Genomic DNA, 25,234 nt, shown 5'->3' on the forward strand with positions numbered 1-25,234 from the left:
GCAAAGGATGGCTTGGCGGTAGGAACCTATACAGCAACGGTAACGGTAAGCGCGACAAACCTAACACCAGTGACGTTTACAGTTACGCAAGAAGTCCAAGCAAATTCAGTAACAGCTCCAGATGTGCCAACGAATGTATTGGCAACGCCAGGTGATAGTTATGTAAGGGTAAGCTTTGATGTCCCGACCAATAATGGAGGTAGTACGATTACTGGATATACAGTTAAAGTGTATGTAGGCGGAGTGGAGCAGCCGATGTTAGCGAAAATAGGGACGTTAAGTCCAATCATAGTAACGGGATTAACCAACGGGACAGCCTATACATTTAAAGTGTTAGCAACTAACATTGCTGGAAATAGTGGAGAATCTATGGCATCAAATGTGGTGACACCAGTAGCTCCTACTGCCCCAGGTCAGCCAACCATACCGGTGCCAACACCAAGCTCACCAAGCTCACCAACAACATCAACGAAAATTCAAGTTGGTCTAGAAATAGATGGTGATAACCCACTGGAAAAAACTACGATTGAGATTGAACGCACAAAACATGCCAATGGTGAAATTACAGATTTCGTAGCTTTAACTGAATCGAGTGCCAAGGCAGCCATTGAAAAAGCGAAGCAAATTGACAATAACATTGTTCGTATTGTTCTCCCTGATGTTAATGATGAAATAGATAAAGTAACAGTAGAAGTTCCAAAGCAATCTCTACAATTACTACGTGAAAACGGATTATCGTTGGAAATTGCTACAGAGAATGGACTTGTTACAATTCCACATAGCTCAATGAAGGGGATAGAAGATAATTTCTATTTCCGCTTAGTACCAGTTAAAAAGAATAGTGAGCGTCAAGCCATTGAAGAACGTGCCCGTGTAGAGCGCGTAGTACATGAAGCTCTTGAAAGCAATAATGTGCATGTAGTGGCGCGTCCAATGACCATTGAGACTAATATGCCAAATCGTCCTGTGCACGTAACTTTGCCATTAAAAGACGTGAAAATCCCAGTAAATATAGTAGAGCGTAAGGCGTTTCTTAAGCAATTAGCTATGTTTATTGAACACTCTGATGGAGAGAAAAAAGTGGTTCTTCCTGAAGTTGTAACAATGGTGAAGGGGGAGCTAGGTCTTCGTTTTACCGTTGAGAAGTTCAGTACGTTTACCATCATTCAGGTGAATAGGACAAAACCACCTTTAGAAGTAAATAAACATGAAGCCTATATTAATGGATTCCTTGATGGTACATTTGGTCCTGAAAAAAATGTAACGCGGGGGCAAGTGGCAACGATGATTGCCCGTATACTAGGCTATACAGATGGTACAGTGGACACAACACCATTATTCCGGGATATTCCAAGTGATTATTATGCAGCGGGTCCCATTGCCTTTATCAAAGAGCGGGGCATTATGAATGGGGATATCTATGGTAATTTCCGTGCAAGTGATAACATTACACGTGCGGAAATGGCAACTGTAGTGGCAAACTTTAAGCAACTTCACATTGAAGAGAATCAAAATATTACATTCAAGGATACAAAAGGTCATTGGGCACAGTGGATTATAGAGGCGATACGTGCAGCAGGTATCATCAATGGTCAATCAGACGGTAGTTTTGCGCCAAACGAACCTGTAACCCGTGCTCAAGCAATAGTGATGATGAATCGCATGTTAGAGCGTGGTCCACTACAAGGTGTAACATCACCAAGTTTCCAGGATGTTAAAGAAACACACTGGGCGTTTGAAGAAATTGAAGAAGCGGCCAAAACTCATACGTATGTTATCGATCAAGATGGTAATGAAAAACTTTCAAAATAACAAATAGCAAAAGCAGACTAGGGAGAGAGAGCCTTGGTCTGTTTTTTTGTATATGAAAAATTGCACGGACAAACTGGAACTTGTCATCACCCTTAATTTCAGATAGAAGAGAGAAACTATTGGTAAGACATTATAATAATTACTGCACAGCGTATTGAATTTGTTCAGATGCCATTAAAGAAATATTAAGTAAGAATTTCCTGTGAAGAAAATTTTGAATGAGTCAAGCAATCGTGGTAATCTTGCAAGAGAGTCTTATATTATAAGCAGAAAATGAGTGAACTACATGTCTTACGAGAATAAAATACTACAAATGAAAAAAATGCTTAGTAAAAAACCAGCGGTAGCTCAACAAAAGGTAGAGGAACCAGCTTTTCAGAAACCAGTCAAACCAAGCTATACCAAGCGGTGGGAAGAGGCTGGGCTTAAGGTTGTGGAAAATGACTTTGGTATTGTATTTAAGCGCCATGTACAGTATCCATTTTCTTTTCAGCATGGTCATTATCGGCTACAGTCATTTTTTGATGCTTTGAAAAAATGGCAGGATGCTTCATTTGATCATCCATATGCACTGGACTTACATGAGCCTGTATTATTTTTTGATACGGAAACGACAGGCTTAAAAGGTGTGGGCACACATATTTTTTTACTTGGCTTTTTAGAGGTAGACGAAGAATGTTTTAGTTTGACACAATATATTCTAGCAGACCCTGCACATGAGGCGGCATTTTTGTTTGAATCGAAACTGTGGCAAAAATCTGCAACAGTCATCACATATAATGGTAAAAGTTTTGATTGGCCGCAGCTTGAAACTCGCTGGACACTGCATCAAAAAACATTACCAAAATTACGATCACAACGACAAATTGATTTATTGCATAGTTCGAAGCGTTTATGGAAAAATGATATGGAGCGCTTAAAATTAAAATCTGTGGAGGAAGAGAAGCTTGGTTTCTCTCGGAAGGGAGATATTCCTGGTCATCTTGCGCCAATTATTTATTTAGATGCTGTGAAAAGTGGCGGACCAGATGCTCTTATGAAGGTTTTGCTTCACAATGAGTGGGATTTACTGTCGCTTATCACGCTTTATAGTCACTCCACTCAGCTCTTGTTTGAAGAGGGGCATGAAGAATCTGCAAAAACCTTTACCAACATTGGGAAATGGTATGGTGATTTAAAAGAAAGCACACAAAGTGTTAAGGTGTTAGAAAGGGTGACTACGCAATTTGATGCGCTGGAAGCGGGTAATGCGCACTATTATTTAGCACTACAGCACAAAAAGAGTAAACGCTACAGTGAAGCTATAGATGCGTTTGTAGCCTCTCTCCATTTTGTTGAAGCAAGAACAAAGTTGCATGTCCTTGAGCAGCTAGCCATACTTTATGAGCACCAAATGAAAGATTATAAGCAGGCCCTTTATTATACGCAACAAGGCATACATCTCATTCAAAGGAATGAGCAATGGAGAGCAGAACAAAAACAAAAATGGGTAATTTCTTGGGAAAAGAGGTTGCTCAGATTAGGAAATAAGAAATAATTTCCCAGGTAATCGCATAAAACGACAAGTTTAGCTTACAATTGGAGTTTTCAGACGATATAATGTGATGAAGTATGCTATAATGTATTCGTGTATGTAGTGTGAGGAAGGGCGATGTGAATGGACATTAAATTAACGTCAAAAATGATCCTTGAAAAGGAATTTAAAAAGAACTTTAAAGGCTATAATGTGGAAGAAGTAGATTCATTCCTTGATGAAATAATTCAAGACTATGAAACGTTTGAAAAAGTGATGGCCCAACTACGTGAAGAAAATAGACAGTTAAAAGAAGAAATTGATAGTACACCAAAGAGACAACCGGTTGCTTCTGCAGCAGCTGGTACAACAAATTTTGATATTTTAAAACGTCTTTCAAATTTAGAAAAACATGTATTTGGTAGCAAGCTATACGAATAATTTTAGTCAATTATATTGTATTTAACATAAAACTCTAGTATAATCTTTCGTATCATCATGAAATTCTGGTAATCGCTGCGGCGCTAGACGTCGTAGAGGAAAGTCCATGCTCACACGGTACTGAGATGTCCGTAGTGTTCGTGCTTACTGAAAAAATAAGGTAAGGCAGCTGTTAAAGCTGACGGCGGAAGGAAAACCTAAGTTCTTGGATATGGTTGACACTTCCTGAAAGTGCCACAGTGACGAAGCTTGCTTGGAAACTTGCAAGGTGGAACGAGGTAAACCCCACGAGTGAGAAACCCAAATTATGGTAGGGGCACTCTCTAGAAGGAATTGAACGGATAGAGGGACAGAGCTAGCTCTGTAGATAGATGATTACTACCTGGTTGTACGAGGCGCAAGCTGTTTGAGTACTCAGGAACAAAACATGGCTTATGGAATTTTTTTGATGCTTATTTATGAAATAACAAGCGCTCTCCAACTCGGTGGAGAGCTTTTCTTTTGAGTTTATGAGGAAAAAGTAACCTAGTTAATCAAGTCTTGGTATGCGCGATACGTTTGAGAATGGCTACTTGCTAGCCTAGCCTCTATCGCTACCGCTTCTAAGTCACAATATCTGAAAACGGTGATTGCATCAATGTGTATTTATCTTGATTCAGCAAAAGTTTTGGTACCTAGCAAAATGTTAGATACACTTGACTCTACTCTATAGTAGCGAGAGTTTGCACATTTTCTTTTCCATTCAGGTGGTGATAGGACGACTGCTGAATCAAGTTCAAACCTCTAAGGATGTCACAGGTTTTTAAGACGAGTTTACGAGTTACTCGAAAAACTGTACACCATCTTTTTGAGGTGTCATTGATTTACATACGAGTTGGCCTGGCGTAAGTGCCCTTTAAAGGGGAGTATAGAGAGATAGGATGGGGCGGAACATGAACGGAGTAAATAATTGGGAAGGTATGGATAAATTGAAGTTGATTTCTCAATATCCTATTGCCTTAATACTTAAAATCTTCGAAAATGTATCTGAAGGTATCATGATTACTGATGAATACAAAAAAATAGTGATGGTTAATCCTGCCTTTGAATTTGTCACGGGTTATAAACGTGATGATGTGGTTGGAAAAACACCTGCCGTTTTACAATCAGGTGTACATGAATTACCGTTCTATTTAGAAATGTGGGAACAGATACGACAAGAAGGAATTTGGCAAGGAGAAATATGGAATCGTCGTAAAACTGGAGACGTATATCCTGAATGGTTAACAATTGTTTGTGTAACCAACGATGAGGGGAAGGTTACAAATTATTGTGGTATTTTCACAGATTTGTCTGAAAGAAAAATAGTAGAAAACGAATTAGAAAAACGTTTACTGACTGATTCCTTAACAGAAGTATCTAATCGTTTTGCTTATATCGAGAGAATGGATAATCTTTTAGAATCAACTTCTGCTATTTCTCATTCAGTACAGCATGCGGTCTATTTTTTAGATTTGGATAGATTTAAGCAAATTAATGATACATTGGGTCATGCTGTTGGAGATTCAATTTTAATAGAAGTTGCCAAACGACTAAAACAGTTACTGAAAAACAAAGATATTATTGCAAGATATGGCGGAGATGAATTCGTCATTACATTAACGAATGTAAAAAATGTAAAAGAAGCTGCAAAATTTGCTGAACAAATAATAAGTAATATAGAAAAGCCAATGATGATAAACGGTCAGGAAGTTTTTATTTCTACAAGTATTGGCGTTAGTGTCTATCCAGTAGATGGAAGAAATACAGAAGAACTGATTAATTGTGCTGATAGAGCCATGACTTACTCTAAGAAGAATGGATTGAACGGCTATTCTTTTTATTTTGATGAGCTGCAAACAGATGCACAGCGTGTCTTATTGCTAGATTCAGAGTTAAGAAGAGCCATTGATAATCGTGAGTTTGAACTGCATTTCCAACCGAAAATTTGTATGAACAATGAACAAATTCAGGGGTTAGAGGCATTGGTCCGCTGGAATAATGAAAGACTTGGCTTTGTCTCACCTGGAGAGTTTATTCCTTATGCAGAGGAAACAGGGTTAATAATACCTTTAAGTGAAGTCATTCTGGAAAAGGCGTGCGAGGCAGTTATTCAAATGCAAAAATATGGGTGGAAAATACCAGTGGCCATTAACATATCAAGCATTCACTTTAAACAGCATAATTTTTTAGATTCGATACAAACAATATTAGAACGCTATAATATGCCAGCAAACAATTTTGAAATAGAAGTGACGGAACGAACAGTGATGAATAGTGCTAACGAAACTGTTAGTAAGTTAGTTCGTTTGAAACAATTAGGCTTTAAAATCTCCATAGATGATTTTGGGACAGGTTATTCGTCCTTGAGCTATTTAGTGCGCTTTCCACTCGATTGTTTAAAAATTGATCGAAGCTTTATTCAACATATTGGCTCGCTCGATGAAAAACAGGCAGTTGTAGATGCTATTATTCAAATGTCCCATCGCCTAAAAATGAAAGTTGTGGCAGAAGGTGTAGAACAGGCACAACAAGTGGATATACTACGTAAAATGAACTGTGATATTATTCAGGGCTATTATTACAGCAAACCATTACCATTAAACGACCTCATGGAGTTTATGGAATATTGGGAAATTGAGCATCAAGGAAGGAAATAATCTATGGCAAATTATCAATTAGTAGCAACTTCAGCAATGGGTTTAGAGGCAATTGTAGCCCAAGAAGTAAAAGCACTTGGTTATGAAACAACAGTTGACAATGGTAAAGTATATTTTCAGGGTGATGAAACAGCGATTGCGCGTGCTAATCTGTGGCTACGAGTAGCCGATCGTGTCAAAATTGTCGTTGGACAATTCCCTGCAAAATCATTTGAACAATTATTTGAAAGTGTAAAAGCTTTACCTTGGGAAAAATATTTACCTGTGGATGCTGCCTTTCCTGTTTCAGGGAAATCGGTTAAATCGAAATTATTTAGTGTGCCGGATTGCCAAGCTATTACTAAAAAAGCGATTGTTGAACGAATGAAGCAGCATTATAAGCGACTTGGCTTTTTAGATGAATCAGGTGCCACTTACAAAATTGAGGTTTCGATTTTAAAAGATGTGGCGACACTAACGATTGATACATCAGGCGCTGGTCTTCATAAACGTGGCTATCGTCAAGCACAAGGGGAGGCGCCGTTAAAAGAAACATTAGCGGCTGCACTTATACAAATTTCAAAGTGGAATCCAAATCGTCCGTTTGTTGATCCATTCTGTGGTTCGGGGACAATTGCTTTAGAGGCAGCCATGTTTGGACAAAATATAGCACCAGGCTATAATCGTGAGTTTATTTCTGAAGACTGGCCATGGATGAAAGCGCAAATCTGGGATGCAGTCCGAGATGAGGCAGAAAGTTTGGCCAATTATGACCAACCGTTAGAAATAGTAGGTTCTGATATTGACCATCGCATGGTAAGCATTGCACAAGAAAATGCTACAGAAGCAGGATTTGGAGAGCTGATTACATTTAAGCAAATGCAAGCACGTGATTTCACGACTCAGTTAACAGATGGTGTCATGATCGGTAACCCACCATACGGAGAACGTATTGGTGATGTGGACGTTGTAGAACAGGTTATCCGTGATTTAGGAAAAGTTATGAAAAACTATCCAACCTGGTCTGTATATATGCTATCCTCCATGAAAAATTTTGAAGAATTATATGGACGCCAAGCGACGAAAAAACGGAAATTATTTAATGGGTTTATCGAAACAAATTATTATCAGTTCTGGGGACAAAAGTCTAAAAGAGATTAACGAATAGTAACGGAAGATAAGATTTTTTCTTATCTTCCGTTTCGTCGCGTATAATAGCACCAGATAGTAAGAGGGGGAACATCAATTGCGTAAATCTTTACCATTTGCATTATCAAAGGACCGATCATTTTTCGATTCACTAGGTGACTGGATGGGTGACGTCCTTTATGATGAATTGCCTGAAAAAGGCTTTGAATGTCGTGATGAGCAAATCTTTATGGCTTATCAAATAGAACAGGCGCTAAAAGAAAAAAACGTACTCTTTGCAGAAGCGGGTGTTGGAACTGGGAAAACAATAGCCTATTTACTTCCGGCTATTTCTTATGCACGCTATACAGGGAAACCGGCACTTATTGCATGTGCTGATGAAACATTAATCGATCAGCTCGTTAAAGAGGGCGGAGACATCTATAAGCTACAAAAAACGCTTGGTCTTGAAATTGATGTTCGCTTAGCCAAATCACGTGACCAATATTTATGCTTAAAACGCTTTGAGGAAGCTGAAAAAGTTGAATCAGATGAATGGATCGATGATATTTCGTTCTCCATTCCGGATGGTGTGTATGCCCAAGGTTCCATGATTGCTATTCATCCATATGGAGAACGTAGTAATTATCCAACTGTCAGTGATGAGGATTGGCAAAAAGTTAATTACAACTCGATTATGCAATGTTCTGTTTGTGATCTCCGTAATCGTTGTGGGCAAACTTTGCATCGTTCCCATTACCGCAAATCAACGGATCTAGTTATTTGTTCCCAAGACTTTTTAATGGAACATTTAGCTACCAAGGAATCTCGTGAGCGTGAAGGACAGCTTGCCTTACTGCCAGAAGTATCTATGATGGTTTTAGATGAAGGACATCTGTTAGAATACGCTGCGCAAAAGGCTATGACTTATAAAGTACAGGCAACAACAATTGTCCAACTTTTAGAGCGATTAATGGTGGATGGTGTACGAGAACGGACATTGTATGCCATGGAAAAATTACAAGATGATCACGAGCTATTTTTTGATCAACTTCGTGATGATATCGTTGCTTCTGATGAGGATCGTAAACGTATCAATAAATCCAAAACATTGCTTGCTTATGGCAAACAATTAATAAATGATGTGGAAGTATTGATGGAGGAATTTGTTTTTGAATCTGAAATGTATATGATTCCTGAATATGAGTTAAATATGGCAGAAGAATATTTAGAACAATATGAGGCTTCTTTACGTATTTTCATAGCACAAGGAGATGCAGTGGATTGGCTTGAGGAAACAGACGGTGAGGAAACGTTGGTGATAATGCCTCGATTGATAACAGAAGTTTTAGCAGAAAAACTATTCTCTAAAAAGCTTCCAATCGTTTTTTCGTCTGCCACTTTATCCGTCAATAAAGACTTTTCTTATATCGCGTATAGTTTAGGTATTCGAGAGTCCCAATCATTTTCAGTCCCTTCGCCATTTGATTATGAGGAAGTAATGAAAATCTATTTACATGAGCTTCATCAACACGATAAAACCGCACGTGTACAGCAATTACTGCGAGATGGTGAGCAAACATTAATTCTATTTAAATCCAAGCAAGCCATGTTAAAATTTAAAGCAGAATTGCCATTAATGGAGCGTATGCATGTCGCATTCGAAGGTGATCGAGAGCTATCAGCCATTGTTCGAGATTTCCAGCAGGGAACCGTTAAAACATTATGCTCATATCATTTATGGGAAGGCTTAGATTTACCTGAAGAAGCATTAACACGTGTTATTATTTATGATTTACCGTTTCCTCCAAAGGATCCGTTATTTGATGCGAAGCGTACGTTTGCTGAAAATCCATTTGAAGAAGTGGAGTTACCGTTTATGCAATTACGCTTGCAGCAAGGAATGGGTCGTTTAATTAGGACGTCAAACGATCATGGTGATATTCATATTTTGTTGAATGAGGAAGAACAAAAACAACGCGCAGCCTTTGAAAATATATTAGCTGTTGCACCTGAAATAAAGTAGAAAAAAGAGAGTTTGCTGAATCAGCAAGCTCTCTTTTTTGATATATTAAAATAATTATTTTTCTGTTGCTGTATAATGTAATAATAAAAAACTGTTGAATATTTCTCTTTTAAGCTATATAGTTCTTTGTAATGCAACGAATTTTGACGAAAGAAAATATTTTTTGTATTGAAAATAATTTCACAAAAGGTTTATAATAATGACAAGAATTTTTAAGAATAGTCAAACTGATTGTTGATTATTCAGTGATAGGGGGCTTTAACCTGTCGAACATTCAATCATTGTGTAGAAACTATACCAATCTATCGGCAACGGATATTGACAAGTTAATAGAAATAGAAGCGACGCTAAAGTATTATGCAGAGCTTACTGATTGTTATATGTTCATAGATTGTATGATGGATAATTTATCACATGTAATTGTCGTGGCAGAAGCGTTCCCTAAAAAGGAAAAAGGTTTATATGAAAAATCAGTAATTGGAAAATTTGTTTTTGAAAGTTTTGAACCAGCTGTATTCACTGCGTTTAAGCAAAAAGAAAAATCATCGATTTCCAGAGCCGTTACACAAGAAGGCATTACAGTCGAACAAAATGTGATTCCGATCTTCAATGAACAACAGCGAGTAATTGCTGTATTGATTCAGGAAAAGATGGTGAAGATGCAAACGACACCAAAAGATGACTTTCAAAATATGCCTTTTGCATTAATTGAACATATTGTAGAACCTAATTCTCAACCGATACCAGTTGTTTCTGATTTACTTGTAGAGTCAATTATTCTTACCAATCACGAGAACAAAGTAATCTACAGTAATCCCGCTGGCTATCATTTTATTTCGGAACTTTCGGGATTAGAAAACTTTGACAATGTTGCATTGGATAAAATCTTACCGTTTTTACAGGAGGTCTATGATAAAGGCGATGATGTCTTTTTCCTAGAAATTACAATTGAACGTAAATCCTTTATCGTGAAGAAAATTCCAATTCGCAGTCATAGTGACAAGGTCACACTTCTCATTATTCATGATCTAACAGAGTTAAAGCTGAAAGAAAATGAACTTATGATGAAAACATTTGCGATACGAGAAATTCACCACCGTGTGAAAAATAATCTTCAAACAGTGACAAGTCTGTTGCGTTTGCAAATGCGCAATGAATTGTCTGCTGTCAATGCAAGTGCTTTTCAAGAGGCGTTAAATCGAATATATAGCATTTCATCTGTATATGAGCTTATTTTAGAAAATGAGGATAACGCTGAAGAAAAAGTAGACGTTATTGCATTGGCTAAAAAAATTGGACATAAAATGATTGGCACGTCCAATACAGCAACTATTCAACTAGCATTTCATCACGATCATTTGCAATTATTTTGCCATTCGAAAAAGGCAGTATCCCTTGCACTCATTATTTGTGAGCTACTACAAAATGCATTAAAGTATGCTTTTGTTGGTCGCGATGAAGGAGCCATTGATATTCATTTCATGCAGGAGGCTTCAAGTATTTCACTTCATATTTCTGACAACGGCGTTGGAATGCAAGAGGTGAAGGCATCATTTGGCATGGAAATTATCACAAGGCTTGTGGAATATGATTTAGCTGGCTCATTTTCAATTATCCCTAGTGAAGAAGGTACACATACTCAAATTCAGTTTCCTGTAAGTGAGGAGGTATTTATCGTAAATGACTAGGAAAGTTATGATTGTCGAAGATGAATCATTGATTGCGATTGATTTGAAGTTTATGCTAGAGGATAATGGTTACGAAGTCGTAGCTCAAGCTAATAATGGAGAAACCGCCATTGAGCTAGCCTTTTTGCATAAACCACAATTAATTTTAATGGATATTAAAATGCCTAAACTAGATGGTTTAAAGGCAAGTAAGATTATTGAACAACAGCTTGGCATACCTGTTCTCTTCATCTCGGCATATAGTGAAAAAGAATTATTACTATACATGAAGCAGGATAATATATTAGGATATGTTATGAAACCGTTTTCCGAAAAGAATGTGTTGCCTGTGTTAGAGGTTGCTTTTCATCAAATTGATAAGTTCAATCGTCTCAATGGGGAGATTTTACATAAGCAAACACAATTGGATAAGCGAAAAATCATTGAACGAGCTAAAGGATTGCTGATGCAGGCTGAAAATATAAGCGAGGACGAGGCTTATCGCAAAATTCGCAATGAAAGCATGCAAACACAACAAGAAATGGTGCATATTGCGGAGCAAATTATTATAAACTTACAAGTCAATAGTTGAAGCAAAGGCGCTTTAAAGAGATTTCTTCTTTAAAGTGCCTTTTTTTATATAAAAATTTATTAATCATAAAGGGGTGATGAGTAAGATGGCAATGATAGGAACGATTATCGTTTATATTATTATGATTTGTGCTGTTTTAGGGGCAATCGGAGCAATTCGAGATGCTGAGTATGGAATTGGTAAAGAATTTATGAATGGTATCCATACAGTTGGTCATATTTTCGTCCCAGCAGCAGGGATCATGGCAGCTATACCTTACTTAACATGGTTTATTAGTCATTTTATTAGTCCGATTTTTGAGTTAATTGGTGCAGATCCTGCGATTGCAGCGACCACTATTTTAGCTTCGGACATGGGTGGCTACCAATTAGCCAATGCGTTAAAAGAGTCTTATGAGGGATGGGTAATGGCTCTAGTCGTTGGATTTATGTCAGGTGCTACTATTGTATTCTCGATTCCAATGGGTCTTGCGATGTTAGATAAACGTGACCATAAATATATGGCGCTTGGTATTATGGCTGGCGTATTAACAATTCCGATTGGTGCATTTATTTCATCGATTATGATTGTACTATTTAACACAGAAGTGCGTGAAGTGATTAGTACAACAGAGGCGCCTACATATGTATTTGCCATTTCTGTTTTACAAATTTTAATCAATTTACTGCCTTTGTTCATCTTTGTTGTGTTAATTGCGTTAGGCTTAAAGCTTATTCCAAACGGCATGATTGCAGGCTTCATGCTATTCGGCCGTGTGATGGATGCAGGAATCAAATTGGTATTGGTGTTCTCGATTGTTGAAATTTTTACAGGTATTTTTACAAAAATATTTGGTGCATGGGGCTTCGATCCGATTATGGCTGATGAGATCGATCAATTCCGAGCATTAGAAACGGCTGGTTATATAGGTATTATGCTAGCTGGTGCATTCCCAATGGTTTATTTAATTCGAAAATATGCTTCGAAACCACTTGAAGCGGCTGGTAAAAAATTAGGACTATCATCTGTTGGTAGTGCGGGAATTTTAGCAACAATTGCTAATATCTTGGCGATGTTCACGCTTGTTCGTCATATGCCACCAAAAGATAAAGTGATTAATATTGCATTTGGTGTTTGTTCAGCATTTTTATTAGGCGATCACTTATCATTCACAGCTAATTTCCAGCCAACTATTATTTTACCTGTTATTGCTGGTAAGTTTTTAGCGGGTGTGATTGCGATTATTTTAGCGTATAAGCTTTCTGTACCGACGGCATTAAGGCTAGAAATAGAAGATCGCAAGGCTGGCATTATAAAAGAAGGCGAATATTTAGATCAAAAATCTTAATGGATTAAAAAGTGAGGTGATGATGTGTGAGTGAAGAAAAGAAACGATTTATTCAGGAGTTTGTGCCGGGTAAACAGCTAACATTGAGTCACCTTATTGCGAACCCTGACCCAGAGATGTTTCAAAAGCTGGGTATTCAAGAATCGGGTGCGCTAGGTATTATGACGTGTACTCCAAGTGAAACGGTCATCATCGCAGGGGATTTAGCGACCAAGGCTGCGAATGTAAAATTAGGATTTTTAGACCGTTTTACAGGCAGTCTTGTTATTGTCGGTAGTGTATCAGAGGTGGAAATGGCGATGTTAGAAATTAATCGTTTTTTATCCGAAGTATTAGGCTATACACCATCAAGAATAACAAAATCATAGGATGTGTCGTATGAAAAATCGAGTAATGATAATAGGCGGTGTGCAAGCAGGAAAGTCAACATTGATGAATACTTTGTTGGGCAGAGAAAGCAGTGCTAATAAAACACAAGCACTCGTTTATGAAGACTGGATTGTCGATACACCTGGTGAATATATTGAAAATCCCATGTATTACAGAAACATTATGGCCACTTCGTTGGAAGTAACACATGTCATTTATTTGCAGGATGCCACATCTTCAAGAAGTGTGTTTCCTCCGCAATTTAGTCTAGGGATTCCGAAAATACAAATCGGTGTCATTACAAAAATTGATGCACCTGATGCAGATGTTGAAAGAGCTACAGGTTTATTAAAAAATGTGATGACACAGGGCCCTATCGTGAAAACTTCTTCGTGGAAAAAGCTTGGCGTTGAATGGATTGCTCCACTTATTCAGCTTCATACAAACGAAGAAATTCAACAATTCGTGAAGGATTGCGATAGTCCATATCTCATGTATTGCTCACAGTAGCGAGAGGGTGGTGTAGGGTGAAGACTGAAAAAATTTATAGTGCTGGTATTGATATTGGGACAAGCACGACAAAAATGGTAGTTAGTAGCTTTTTGTTAAAGAATGTGGCTGGCGTAACCCACGTGCCAAGGATTGAAATTATTGAGAAGACGGTGTTACATCAAAGTCCCATCATCAAGACACCTTTTATCAATAAAGACATCATCGATATGAAAAAAATTGAAGAATTCATTTTTCAGCAGTATCAATTGGCTCAAATCGCACCAACTGATATTTCAACAGGCGCCATTATTATTACTGGTGAATCTGCCACGAAGGAAAATGCAAGAGAGGTTGTCCATACCATTGCAGACGGCGCTGGTCATTTTTTAGTTGCTACTGCGGGTCCTGATTTAGAGGGCATTATTGCGGCTAAAGGGTCAGGTACATTACAGCAATCTAAAAATTCTTCTAAAGTGATCGCCAATATTGATATTGGTGGAGGAACTGCCAATATTGCTGTTATGCAATTTGGAGAGGTCATTGGTACATGTACCTTACATGTTGGTGGTAGATTGATTGAATTTAACAATGGGAGGATTCAATCAATTTCTCCGCCACTCATGGAACTAATGAAAAAATGGACTAATCCATTATCCGTAGGTGATGCGGCAGAAGATCCTCGAGTAACGCTATGTATAGAAGAAATGGTCGCCACACTTGCTTTAATCTTGCAGGGGCAATTTACGGATGACAGGCATCCATTATTACTTGGGCACTTGCCAAACTGGCATAAACCAGTAGATGCCATCGTCTTTTCTGGAGGGGTAGCCTCCTGTATTTATGAAAATGAATGTACACTTCGTCAATATGATGATATTGGTGAGCGATTAGCGAAAATGCTAGTACAGCACGAGCAACTGCAATCATTTTTATGGCTACAACCTAAAGAAACTGCTCGTGCGACAGTCACTGGGGCAGGGACACAAACTACTGAAATTAGTGGGGCAACCATCCAGGTGGATGCCGAGGTGTTACCGCTTAAAAATGTTCCTGTTTTTAACTGCCATATGGATGCAACAGCAATCGACTTTAATAGTACGGTGAAAACAGCGGTGCAGCGAGCAGATGATTTATTTGCGATACAGGAAAATCGTGCACCATTTGCACTCTATTTTAGTGAATTGCCGTATTTAAGCTTTCAGGATGTACATGCATTGTGTGAGGCTGTATTGCGACACTTGGCAACTAGATGCTCCAAGGACATACCAATTATCATAGTCATTCAATCAGATTATGCAAAGATTATTGGACAAACCATACAAGCAATCAATCCGGCAGTCCCAATTATTTGCATCGATCAAATTAAAGTGGAGACGGGGGATTACATCGACATTGGAGAGGTTCTGCCATCAGGCGTTGTTCCAGTTGTTGTGAAAACTCTTGCCTTCCACTCAAAGTAAGGAGGATGAATGTGAATTTATCGGTGATATTTGGTGGAGAGAAATATAACTTTAAATCATTAAAAGATGTCATGGCTAAGGCCAATGAAGAAAAATCAGGTGATCAGCTAGCGGGAATTGCAGCTGAAACCGTTCAACAGCGTATAGCAGCAAAGGCTGTACTAAGTGAGCTTCTAGTCAAAGATATTCGAGAAAATCCATTAGTGCCGCAAGAAAATGATGAGGTTTCACGCATTATTGAGGGCGACATTAATGAGCAAATATATGGAGAAATCAAAAACTGGAGCATTGAGCAGCTACGCGAGTACATTTTGTCGAATGATACTGGTGATCGCGAGCTAAAGCGTTTAAGCAAAGGGATGAATTCTGAAGTGATTGCGGCAGTCACGAAGCTAATGTCAAATCTAGATTTGGTTCATGCAGCCAATAAAGTAGAGATTTTATCCACATGTAATATTACTATCGGTCAAAAAGGTACGCTGTCTTCACGACTACAGCCAAATCATCCCACAGACAATATAGACGGTATTATTGCTTCCCTAAAGGAAGGTTTGTCCTATGGTATTGGTGATGCTGTCATTGGCATTAATCCTGTGGATGATTCAGTTGAAAGTGTCAAAAAGGTATTAACTGCCACAAAAGAATTTATTAATGATTGGTCAATTCCTACGCAGAATTGTGTATTAGCCCATATTACGACACAGATGAAGGCCATTAAACAGGGCGCACCCGCTGATATGATTTTCCAAAGTATTGCTGGCACTGAAATTGCCAACCGTTCATTTGGGATTTCAGCAGATTTAATACGAGAAGCAGAAGAGCTCATTAAAAAGCAGGGGACGGGTACGGGTCCGAACCTATTCTACTTTGAAACAGGGCAAGGCTCGGAACTATCAGCAGAAGCTCATATGGGCATCGACCAAGTAACACTTGAATCTCGCAATTATGGATTTGCTAGACATTTCAATCCTTATATCGTGAACACGGTAGTTGGTTTTATCGGCCCTGAGTATTTATATAACAATAAACAAGTAATACGTGCAGGTCTTGAGGATCACTTCATGGGCAAAATGCATGGTATCCCTATGGGGGTAGATATTTGTTATACCAACCATATTAAGGCAGATCAAAATGATGTGGAAGATTTAAGTGTGTTACTGACAGCGGCTGGCGTTAATTTTATTATTGCGGCGCCAATGGGTGATGATGTCATGCTCAATTATCAATCAATGAGCTTCCATGATGTAGCTACATTACTACAAACATTTGGAAAAAAACCAGCACCAGAATATTTAGCGTGGCTTGAGAAAATGGGCATTTATGAAAATGGTCGACTTTCAGCTAGGGCTGGCGATTTATCCATTTTTGAAAGGTAGGTGAGTCGAGTGAATGATCAATTAGTCTCTATGATTACACAACTTGTCATGGAAAAGATGGAGAAAACTACGGAGGGGCAAGCTTCTGAGGTAACCACAACACCAACAGAGCCGCTTATTAAGTTCTATGATACAACAGCTACTAGTGGAGCTACAGAAATAGCAGAACCTATGTCTACGTCTACAAAAAGTGAACCATTAATTCAACTGTATCAGCACGGAACGCCTCAGCAGGCACATATAGCTCCTGTAGCTTTTGAACAACCGTTAAATGTAGCTGTCCCGATTAAGCCTTTTCAGTTTGAGGCTGACACATTAACAGAAAGTATACAGGCGGCTAAAAAACATACACCAGCTCGGATTGGCGTAGGTAGAGCGGGAACAAGACCAAAAACAAAAACATGGTTAAAGTTCCGTCTCGATCATGCGGCTGCAGTGGACGCTGTGTATGGTGAAGTGACAGAAGACCTTTTACAAAAACTTGATGTCTTTCAAGTGACAACGAAAGTAACAGATAAAGAGGAATACATTACAAGACCGGACTTAGGTCGTCGTTTATCAGATGAAGCCAAGTCATTAATTCAACAAAAGTGCAAGCAACAGCCGAAAGTACAGGTCATTATTTCCAATGGCTTAAGTGCGAGTGCGATTGAGGAAAATGTACAAGATGTTTATTTAGCGCTTCAGCAAAGTCTTAGCAATTTAAATATTGATTTAGGCACAACCTTCTATATTGATAAAGGCCGAGTGGCTCTCATGGATGAAATCGGGGAGTTGTTACAGGCAGAGGTTATTGTTTATTTAATTGGTGAGCGACCTGGACTAGTATCGGCTGAATCGATGAGTGCTTATTTATGCTATAAACCTAGAATCGGCACAGTAGAAGCAGAGCGCATGGTCATATCTAATATCCATAAAGGCGGCATCCCTCCATTAGAGGCGGGTGCGTACCTTGGAACCATCGTACAAAAAATCTTGCATTATCAGGCAAGTGGGGTAGAGCTTGTCGCAAAAGAAGGTTAGGAGGCTGTAATATGAATCCTCAAAAAATAATGGCCCAAATTTTAGCGATGCAAACTATTCCTAGAGTCAACAGTGAATTAGCAGAGCAGCTAGATTTGAAGCCGCATCATCATAGTATTGGGCTCGTGACCCTCACAATTGATGATGTAGGATATGTTGCACTAGATGAAGCAACAAAGAAGGCAGATGTTGAAGTTGTCTATGCGAAAAGTTTCTATGCGGGGGCGGCACATGCATCTGGTCCCTTGTCAGGGGAGGTCATTGGCATTATTGCTGGGACCTCGCCTGATGAAATCCGTAGTGCTCTAGATGCCATTCAGCAAAAAATAGAGTTTGACACGTACTTTGAAGCTATTAATAACAATGACAACCATGCCTTATTTGCCCATACCGTGGCAAGCTGTGGGACGTATCTTGCTGAGCTGGCAGATGTAAAGGTGGGCACACCCCTTGCGTATTTAATCGCACCGCCATTGGAGGCTGTTGTTGGTTTAGACGCAGCATTAAAGGCAGCAGATGTAGAGCTAAAGGTTTTCTTTGGCCCTCCCTCGGAAACCAATTTTGGTGGCGCTTTATTAAGTGGCAGCCAATCATCCTGCGAGGCTGCGGCACAAGCTTTTAGAGAAGCCATCGAAAATTTAGCAAGAAACCCAGTGATTTAGAAAGGAGGCGGCTTTATGGCCACATTAGACAAAGACTTATTAGCTATTCAAGAAATGAGAGATGCCGTTAGACATGCTAATACAGCACAAGCTGCCTATATGCAATTTTCACAGCAACAAGTAGACAGCATCGTGAAAGCTGTTGCGGATGCTGCCTTTAAGGAAGCTGATCGCTTAGCAAAAATGGCTGTGCAAGAAACAGGGATGGGTATCCCTAATCATAAAAAAATGAAAAATGAAGTTGCTTCACGAGATGTCTATGAAGATATTAAAGAATTAAAAACGGTCGGTATCGTAGGCTATGATCGAATGAAAAAAGTGGCGGAAATTGCAAGTCCTTTTGGGGTCATTGCAGGAATTGTGCCAACGACGAATCCAACATCTACCGCCATTTTTAAAACATTAATTTCTTTAAAAACAAGGAATGCCCTAGTGCTAAGTCCTCACCCATATGCTGTGAAGTGTACAAAAGAGGCGTTAGACGTTTGCCGAGTAGCTGCAGAACAAGCAGGTGCACCAGAAGGTTTACTGCAATGTTTAACAATGTCTTCAATGGAGGCAACACAGCAGCTAATGAAGCATCCTGATATTCATTTGATTTTAGCAACAGGTGGCGGCGCATTAGTGAAGGCGGCGTATAGCTCAGGAAAGCCTGCTTATGGGGTAGGACCAGGAAATGTCCCAGCCTACATCGAAAAATCAGCAAATATTCAAAAGTCTGTACGTCAATTGGTGCACAGTAAATCGTTTGATAATGGGACAATTTGTGCTACTGAGCAGGCTATTATTGTAGATAAAGCCATTGCAGAGCAGGTACAAACAGAATTAAAGAAAAACGGTGCTTATCTATTAAATGCTGAAGAAAAAGCTAAAATGGAGAAATTAATTTCACCAGTTCCTGGAAAGGTGAATCCACAAATCGTCGGCAAATCAGCATCCTGCTTAGCAGATTCTGTTGGCATCACTGTCCCAGATGAAACCAAAGTACTTGTTGGCTTGGAAACGATGATTGGTAAAAATATTCCGTTTTCTCTGGAAAAGTTATCACCTATTTTTGCTCTCTATATTGTCGAAAACAGTACAGAAGCTAAGCAAGTGATGATTGACCTTTTAAATATTGGCGGACGCGGACATACATGCTCGATTCATACTGAAAATGCAGCTTTAGCAGAGCAATTCTCCGTTGAATTACCAGTATCTCGTATTGTAGTAAATACACTATCCTCAATTGGGGCAGTAGGTGGCACAACTGGATTAGCACCATCCTTTACATTAGGCTGTGGTACATTTGGCGGCAATATCACGTCGGATAACATTACTGCAAGACATCTTTTAAACATTAAACGTATGGCTTATGGCATTAAAGATGTAGAGGTGCCAAAGCCAGAGTTTGAAGTGCAGTCTGTTGTTGAGTCGGTTGTATCACAAGAGCCTTCTTTAGACACAACAATGGTTCAACAAATCGTTGATCAAGTATTAAAACAAATCACATTACAAAATAAATAATTTGGAGGAATGACAAATGAGTACAGCATTAGGAATGGTAGAAACAAAAGGTTTAGTAGGAGCAATTGAAGCAGGAGATGCAATGGTAAAAGCGGCAAGCGTTAATTTAGTAGGTAAAGTACATGTTGGTGGCGGTATTGTAACAGTTCTTGTTCGTGGAGATGTAGGTGCCGTAAAAGCAGCAACAGATGCAGGCGCAGCAGCAGCACAACGTGTAGGAGAACTTTTATCTGTTCATGTAATTCCACGTCCACACCATGAATTAGAAATGATTTTACCAAAAGCAGAAGCTTAATAAATCAGCAATGAGAGCTGATCCAACTAAAGGACAGCTCTCATCTTGTCATCAAGAAACAACAATCCATTTAATATAGAGGTGGCTAACGTGACAACAGCGACAAAAACATTTCCAGTGGCCATTTCGGCTCGTCATATCCATCTAAGTGAAGCGGATTTACAAGCGCTTTTTGGTCCACATGCAACGTTAACAAAGGATTTTGACTTATCGCAGCCAGGACAATTTGCTGCAAAGGAGCGTGTCTCCATTGAGGGACCGAAAGGCATTATTCATAATGTCCGAATACTTGGTCCAGTAAGAGCAGCTACTCAAGTGGAAGTCAGTCGAACAGATGCGATGAAACTTGGGGTAACTCCTCCGCTGAGACAGTCAGGAGATATTGACAACTCAGCAGGCATTAAAATTATTAACCAAGATCATGAATTGGCCATCGAGCAAGGGGTCATTATTGCACAAGCACATATTCATATGACTGAGGAAGATGCGAAAGCATTAGAAGTTCAAAACAATGAATTGGTTTCTGTAGAAGTAATCAGTGACCGTCCAGTTACATTTCGCGGTGTAGTGGTACGAGTTTCCAATGATTTTAGTTTGGAAATGCATATAGATACGGATGAAGCAAACGCTGGTTTTATTGAACAACAAGCACAAGGAACAATAGTAAAAGTAACATCGTAAGGAGGAGGCAAGATGCAAGAAAATTTAGTGCAAAAAATTGTAGAAGAAGTTCTGCAGCAAGTTTTAAAAAATCAATCTTCCCCTCCACATGACGGTAAAATTCCAATTGGTGTATCTGCCCGCCATGTCCACCTTGCACAAGCAGAAGTGGAACAGCTCTTTGGTGAGAATTATCAGCTTACACCAAAGTTTGAGCTTTCACAACCTGGGCAATTTGCTGCGGAGGAAACCGTGGTCATTGCTGGTCCAAAAGGATCGATTGAGCGTGTACGTATACTGGGTCCAGCTCGTTCATTGTCTCAAGTGGAAGTCAGTTGGACAGATGCCATGAAACTAGGGATAAAACCACCATTAAGAATTTCAGGTGATATACAAGGCTCTAGCCCTGTTACATTGATTGGTCCAAAGGGGAGTGTCGTGCTAAATGAAGGACTCATTATTGCACAAGCACACATTCATATGTCCCCTGAAGACAGTGCGAAATTCAATGTAGTAGATGGACAGTCTGTACAAATCAGGGTAGATGGTATTCGCCCAATTATTTTATCGAATGTGGTGATCCGTGTATCAGAGCGTTATCGTTTAGAGATGCATATTGATACAGATGAAGCCAATGCAGGTTTAATTCAGCAAGGAACATTAGCAGAAATCGTTCAGCATCAAGTGAATGAGCAACCGATTCCAGTGAAAGAGCAGTCTCCAGTCGTAGCAAAGGTAGAAAAACCAGCTATCTATCATTATGACAAAAAGCTACTTTCACAATTGGAAGTGTTAGAAATAGATGCGCAAGAAATTGTCGTGCCAAAGAAAACCATTGTAACGGCGTTAGCTTATGATAAGCTGCGAGAGTTAAATAAAACTTTAACGATCTGTTCTGAGTAGCAAATTAATCTGTGTAGCATAAAGAGGGTGAAGTTCATGCAAATGGGAAGAGTGATAGGTAGTGTATGGGCAACACGCAAAGAGGAAGGGCTGAATGGTTTAAAACTACTAATCATTCAACCAATTGACTCCAATCAACAGCCGATTCGCACTGAAATTGTAGCAGCTGATCGTATCGGCGCAGGGATTGGTGATGATGTCCTAATAACAAGCGGTGGTTCATCACGCTATATTATGAAAGAAAATCCGTTACCAATCGATGCAGTTGTCATTGGTATTATTGATTCTACTGAAGTGATGAGAGGTGAGGACAATGAGTAGTGCAATTGGCATGATTGAAACAAAAGGATTGGTAGGTTCTTATGAAGCGGCTGATGCGATGATTAAAGCATCTGATGTTACAATCGTCAAGCAGGAATTCGTAGATGGTGGCATTGTGACAGTGGTCGTGAAAGGTGACGTAGGTTCTGTACAAGCAGCAGTAGAAGCCGGAAAAGCGGCTGCTATGCGTGTTGGAGAATTATTAGGCGCTCACGTAATTCCAAGACCTGATGAAGAGGTATTCCAAATGATTAAAGGACCAGAGGCACCGAAGAAAAAGCCGGTTTCTACATCTACATCAACACGTGCTAAAAAATCAACCGAAGCCACACCAGCGACAGATAATCGAGGTGAAGCATAATGGCATTTCGTAAAAATAAAATCGCTGTGATTGGTGCAGGTCATACCGGTTCTACATTGAGTTTATTTTTAGCACAAAAGGAACTAGGCGATGTCGTTCTTGTCGATATTCCCGAAGCAGAGAACCCAACAAAAGGGAAGGCATTGGATTTACTACAAACAGGCCCAATAGAAAAGTTTAATGTATCTATTAAAGGAACAAGCAATTATGAGGATATTGCTGGTGCAGACATCGTAGTCATAACAGCAGGAATCCCTCGTAAGCCAGGCATGAGCCGTGATGATTTAGTGACAACGAATGCGAAGATTATTCAACAGGTTTCAAGACAAATTAAACACTATGCTCCAAATAGTATTGTCTTAGTTTTAAGTAATCCGGTTGATGCTATGACGTATGTCTGTCACAAGGAAACAGGCTTTGCTAAAAATCGTATTATTGGTCAGTCTGGTGTGTTAGATACAGCTCGCTTCAACACGTTTGTTGCACAGGAGCTACAAATTGCACCTGAAGATGTCTCTGGCTTTGTGCTAGGTGGACATGGTGATGAAATGGTACCATTAATCCGTTATTCCTATGCAGGAGGTATTCCGCTAGAAAAACTCATCCCCCAGGATAGACTCCAGCAAATCGTCGAACGTACACGCAAAGGTGGCGGTGAAATTGTCGGTTTATTAGGAAATGGTAGTGCGTATTATGCACCAGCTGCTGCATGCGCGCAAATGGTTGAAATCATTATCAAAGATCAACGGAAAATAGTCCCTTCTATTGCCCTATTAGAAGGTGAATATGGGTACCAAAACCTGTATCTAGGGGTACCAACAATTTTAGGAGGCAATGGCATTGAATCTGTCATCGAATTGCACCTAACAAATGAAGAACAAGCAGCGCTTCAGCATTCTGCCGAGGCTGTTAAACAAGTAATTGCCATTTGCCAAAACATAGAGTGATCAGACTCTACTTTCGATGAATAGAAAGAATCCCCATCTTTCTTTAAATTGAAAATGAATGGCAGCTCCTACAAATGTTTGATTGGAAACCGAACATTACTCGAAAGCTAGTGAAAATTCTCCTAAATATATACCTCACTTTGAGTAAGAGAGGACGAACTGTAGCAAGCGCATGGTTTGCTACAGTTTTTTTATTTCCTAAAAATAAGCTAAAGGAAGTTGACTTTGCCCAAAAGGGAAAGTGTATAACGGATATAAGCCATAGATAAAAGGGAGAAGGACTGGTGTGAGATCAATTGTGGTGTATCAACGAAGAGGAGGAAGATTTAGTTTCTTATGCTGCAATTGGGGATGGCGGCAATGTGATTTGTTGTATTCCAACGCTGAACACAGCAGTTGCTATCTCATCACTCTTTATGGTCAATGCACCAGATAGAGGGCTGTTTATCAAAGAACATATTATTCCAACATTCATGTGATAATAACACAACCTATATCATAACAAACCATATCACCTCTACTATAATCAAAGGAGGAGGGATGATGATGAATAACATCATACAGGAGATGATTGATTGGATTGAAGATCATCTCTTAGAAGGCTTTTCATTAGAACATTTAGGGAAGCATATGGGCTATTCCCCGTATTATTGTTCGTTTAAATTCCACCAAATAACGGGAATCACCATTAAAAAATATGTTTCATTACGAAAGATATATTTGGCCTCTGAAGCGTTAAAAAAGTCGGAAGAAAAAATAATCGATATTGCCTTACATTATGGTTTTTCAACACAGGAATCCTTTTCTAGAGCCTTTAAAAAGGCCTTTGGTATAAGCCCTCATGAATTCCGAAAGTCCCCACAACCTTTGCAAACATTTGTAAAAAAGAATTTAAAGGATGAAAGAGGATGGTTTACGATGGATATTTCTTCAAAATTAAAAATTGAAGCATTGCAAGAGAAAATACATGCGCAATATGATCAAGCGATATTGAATGTTTTAAATGGTCAAATGATGTACGAGGAGTTTTCGAAACAGCAATTAATGGGGAACAGTGATTATGTTCCTTTCAATGAAGCCATGTGTAGCAATCAAACAGCAAGCCCGATTTTGGGCGAAGAATTTAACAAAATTCGTGCCGCTGGACACCAAGTAACAGTACAGGACTATGAGCATATAACAGTAAATCCTTTGAAGTTATTGTGGACCAAAAACTACCAATGTATCGTTTTATGGTTTGGGGATGATATGTTTTGTCAAATGAACTTGCTAACTGTACTTGCTTTTCTGGAGCAGCAAAAATACGAAGGCAAAGTTTATTTCCATATGGTACAGGAAGCGACCTATGATGTGGATGAAATGGAAATTGTGCTTGGAGACTATTTAAAGATTTATCAAGACGTTTTGATCCGCCATCGTATCCCGGAGGCAACCCTTTTACCAGTAATGTATCAGGGGATTCAATTATATTTTGACTATTTAAAAGAAGAAAATGATATTTCTTCTTATATTAAGAAACATGTTGATCAGTCCCCACAGGAATTGTTAACACAATTATTTCGCCTCTTTCCTCAATATGGGCTTGGAGATACTCAGTATTTAAAAATAATAGATAAAGTGAAAAATGAAAAATCTGAGTAAAACTACTAAATGGTCCACAATATACAAAATTTTCGAAAATATGATAAACTTATAG

24 protein-coding genes and 1 other RNA gene are annotated in these 25,234 nt (G+C 39.0%); all 25 read left to right on the top strand.

From position 1 onward, the window contains the following. A partial coding sequence (locus tag ACP3VS_RS18965) for an S-layer homology domain-containing protein (protein ID WP_426389627.1) occupies window positions 1-1,812 on the top strand: 1,812 nt, incomplete at its 5' end. 286 nt (window positions 1,813-2,098) lie between these two features. Continuing rightward, entirely contained in the window at window positions 2,099-3,349 is a 1,251-nt protein-coding gene (locus ACP3VS_RS18970; protein ID WP_031419411.1) for a ribonuclease H-like domain-containing protein, read from the top strand. 120 nt (window positions 3,350-3,469) lie between these two features. Continuing rightward, entirely contained in the window at window positions 3,470-3,766 is a 297-nt protein-coding gene (gene gpsB, locus ACP3VS_RS18975) for a cell division regulator GpsB (RefSeq protein WP_031419413.1), read from the top strand. A gap of 60 nt (window positions 3,767-3,826) precedes the next feature. Continuing rightward, an RNA gene (gene rnpB, locus ACP3VS_RS18980) (RNase P RNA component class B) lies at window positions 3,827-4,206 on the top strand. A gap of 492 nt (window positions 4,207-4,698) precedes the next feature. Next, window positions 4,699-6,444, top strand: coding sequence for a putative bifunctional diguanylate cyclase/phosphodiesterase (locus tag ACP3VS_RS18985; RefSeq protein ID WP_426389630.1), 1,746 nt, complete (start codon window positions 4,699-4,701; stop codon window positions 6,442-6,444). 3 nt (window positions 6,445-6,447) lie between these two features. Next, window positions 6,448-7,584 (top strand): THUMP domain-containing class I SAM-dependent RNA methyltransferase, encoded by a 1,137-nt coding sequence (locus ACP3VS_RS18990; RefSeq protein ID WP_012293758.1) that lies wholly within the window; start codon window positions 6,448-6,450, stop codon window positions 7,582-7,584. Window positions 7,585-7,669: 85 nt separating this feature from the next. Beyond that, window positions 7,670-9,577 (top strand): ATP-dependent DNA helicase, encoded by a 1,908-nt coding sequence (locus ACP3VS_RS18995; protein ID WP_012293759.1) that lies wholly within the window; start codon window positions 7,670-7,672, stop codon window positions 9,575-9,577. 281 nt (window positions 9,578-9,858) lie between these two features. Next, window positions 9,859-11,265, top strand: a complete 1,407-nt coding sequence (locus tag ACP3VS_RS19000) for a sensor histidine kinase (protein ID WP_426389633.1) — start codon at window positions 9,859-9,861, stop codon at window positions 11,263-11,265. Continuing rightward, complete coding sequence (locus ACP3VS_RS19005; protein WP_031419416.1) at window positions 11,258-11,836, top strand: ANTAR domain-containing response regulator; 579 nt, start codon at window positions 11,258-11,260, stop codon at window positions 11,834-11,836. Before ACP3VS_RS19000 ends, ACP3VS_RS19005 begins: the two co-directional genes overlap by 8 nt. Before the next feature lie 85 nt (window positions 11,837-11,921). Further along, complete coding sequence (gene eutH / locus ACP3VS_RS19010) at window positions 11,922-13,163, top strand: ethanolamine utilization protein EutH (RefSeq protein ID WP_012293762.1); 1,242 nt, start codon at window positions 11,922-11,924, stop codon at window positions 13,161-13,163. A gap of 26 nt (window positions 13,164-13,189) precedes the next feature. Beyond that, window positions 13,190-13,531: an ethanolamine utilization microcompartment protein EutS gene (gene eutS, locus ACP3VS_RS19015; protein ID WP_012293763.1), complete on the top strand. Its 342-nt coding sequence runs from the start codon at window positions 13,190-13,192 to the stop codon at window positions 13,529-13,531. Between the two features lie 10 nt (window positions 13,532-13,541). Continuing rightward, window positions 13,542-14,042 (top strand): EutP/PduV family microcompartment system protein, encoded by a 501-nt coding sequence (locus ACP3VS_RS19020; protein ID WP_012293764.1) that lies wholly within the window; start codon window positions 13,542-13,544, stop codon window positions 14,040-14,042. 17 nt (window positions 14,043-14,059) lie between these two features. Continuing rightward, the gene (locus ACP3VS_RS19025) at window positions 14,060-15,484 is read left to right on the top strand and encodes an ethanolamine ammonia-lyase reactivating factor EutA (protein WP_012293765.1); all 1,425 of its coding nucleotides are present in this window, start codon (window positions 14,060-14,062) and stop codon (window positions 15,482-15,484) included. A gap of 5 nt (window positions 15,485-15,489) precedes the next feature. Then, the gene (locus ACP3VS_RS19030; RefSeq protein WP_012293766.1) at window positions 15,490-16,860 is read left to right on the top strand and encodes an ethanolamine ammonia-lyase subunit EutB; all 1,371 of its coding nucleotides are present in this window, start codon (window positions 15,490-15,492) and stop codon (window positions 16,858-16,860) included. Between the two features lie 9 nt (window positions 16,861-16,869). Continuing rightward, entirely contained in the window at window positions 16,870-17,883 is a 1,014-nt protein-coding gene (gene eutC / locus ACP3VS_RS19035) for an ethanolamine ammonia-lyase subunit EutC (protein WP_036215424.1), read from the top strand. An 11-nt stretch (window positions 17,884-17,894) separates the two neighbouring features. Next, the gene (gene eutL, locus ACP3VS_RS19040) at window positions 17,895-18,545 is read left to right on the top strand and encodes an ethanolamine utilization microcompartment protein EutL (RefSeq protein ID WP_012293768.1); all 651 of its coding nucleotides are present in this window, start codon (window positions 17,895-17,897) and stop codon (window positions 18,543-18,545) included. A gap of 15 nt (window positions 18,546-18,560) precedes the next feature. Further along, the gene (locus ACP3VS_RS19045) at window positions 18,561-20,051 is read left to right on the top strand and encodes an aldehyde dehydrogenase family protein (RefSeq protein WP_051800233.1); all 1,491 of its coding nucleotides are present in this window, start codon (window positions 18,561-18,563) and stop codon (window positions 20,049-20,051) included. A gap of 16 nt (window positions 20,052-20,067) precedes the next feature. Then, complete coding sequence (locus ACP3VS_RS19050; protein WP_008176438.1) at window positions 20,068-20,346, top strand: BMC domain-containing protein; 279 nt, start codon at window positions 20,068-20,070, stop codon at window positions 20,344-20,346. Window positions 20,347-20,436: 90 nt separating this feature from the next. Further along, on the top strand, window positions 20,437-21,027 hold the full coding sequence (locus tag ACP3VS_RS19055; RefSeq protein ID WP_031419421.1) for a phosphate propanoyltransferase: 591 nt from the start codon (window positions 20,437-20,439) through the stop codon (window positions 21,025-21,027). A gap of 12 nt (window positions 21,028-21,039) precedes the next feature. Then, complete coding sequence (locus tag ACP3VS_RS19060; protein WP_012293771.1) at window positions 21,040-21,909, top strand: phosphate propanoyltransferase; 870 nt, start codon at window positions 21,040-21,042, stop codon at window positions 21,907-21,909. Between the two features lie 36 nt (window positions 21,910-21,945). Continuing rightward, the gene (locus ACP3VS_RS19065; protein WP_008176433.1) at window positions 21,946-22,230 is read left to right on the top strand and encodes a EutN/CcmL family microcompartment protein; all 285 of its coding nucleotides are present in this window, start codon (window positions 21,946-21,948) and stop codon (window positions 22,228-22,230) included. Then, window positions 22,223-22,591 (top strand): BMC domain-containing protein, encoded by a 369-nt coding sequence (locus tag ACP3VS_RS19070; RefSeq protein ID WP_031419423.1) that lies wholly within the window; start codon window positions 22,223-22,225, stop codon window positions 22,589-22,591. The genes ACP3VS_RS19065 and ACP3VS_RS19070 overlap by 8 nt, the downstream gene beginning before the upstream one ends. Beyond that, window positions 22,591-23,538, top strand: a complete 948-nt coding sequence (mdh, locus tag ACP3VS_RS19075; protein ID WP_012293774.1) for a malate dehydrogenase — start codon at window positions 22,591-22,593, stop codon at window positions 23,536-23,538. The genes ACP3VS_RS19070 and mdh overlap by 1 nt, the downstream gene beginning before the upstream one ends. 296 nt (window positions 23,539-23,834) lie before the next feature. Further along, entirely contained in the window at window positions 23,835-24,017 is a 183-nt protein-coding gene (locus ACP3VS_RS19080) for a hypothetical protein (RefSeq protein WP_325881345.1), read from the top strand. A gap of 67 nt (window positions 24,018-24,084) precedes the next feature. Then, window positions 24,085-25,179 carry a helix-turn-helix transcriptional regulator gene (locus ACP3VS_RS19085; protein WP_143815516.1) on the top strand — a complete coding sequence of 365 codons (1,095 nt, stop codon included), beginning with the start codon at window positions 24,085-24,087 and terminating at the stop codon, window positions 25,177-25,179. The last annotated feature ends 55 nt before the right edge of the window (window positions 25,180-25,234 follow it).

Source organism: Lysinibacillus sp. VIII_CA (genome assembly GCF_049943995.1).
GTDB lineage: Bacteria > Bacillota > Bacilli > Bacillales_A > Planococcaceae > Lysinibacillus > Lysinibacillus pinottii.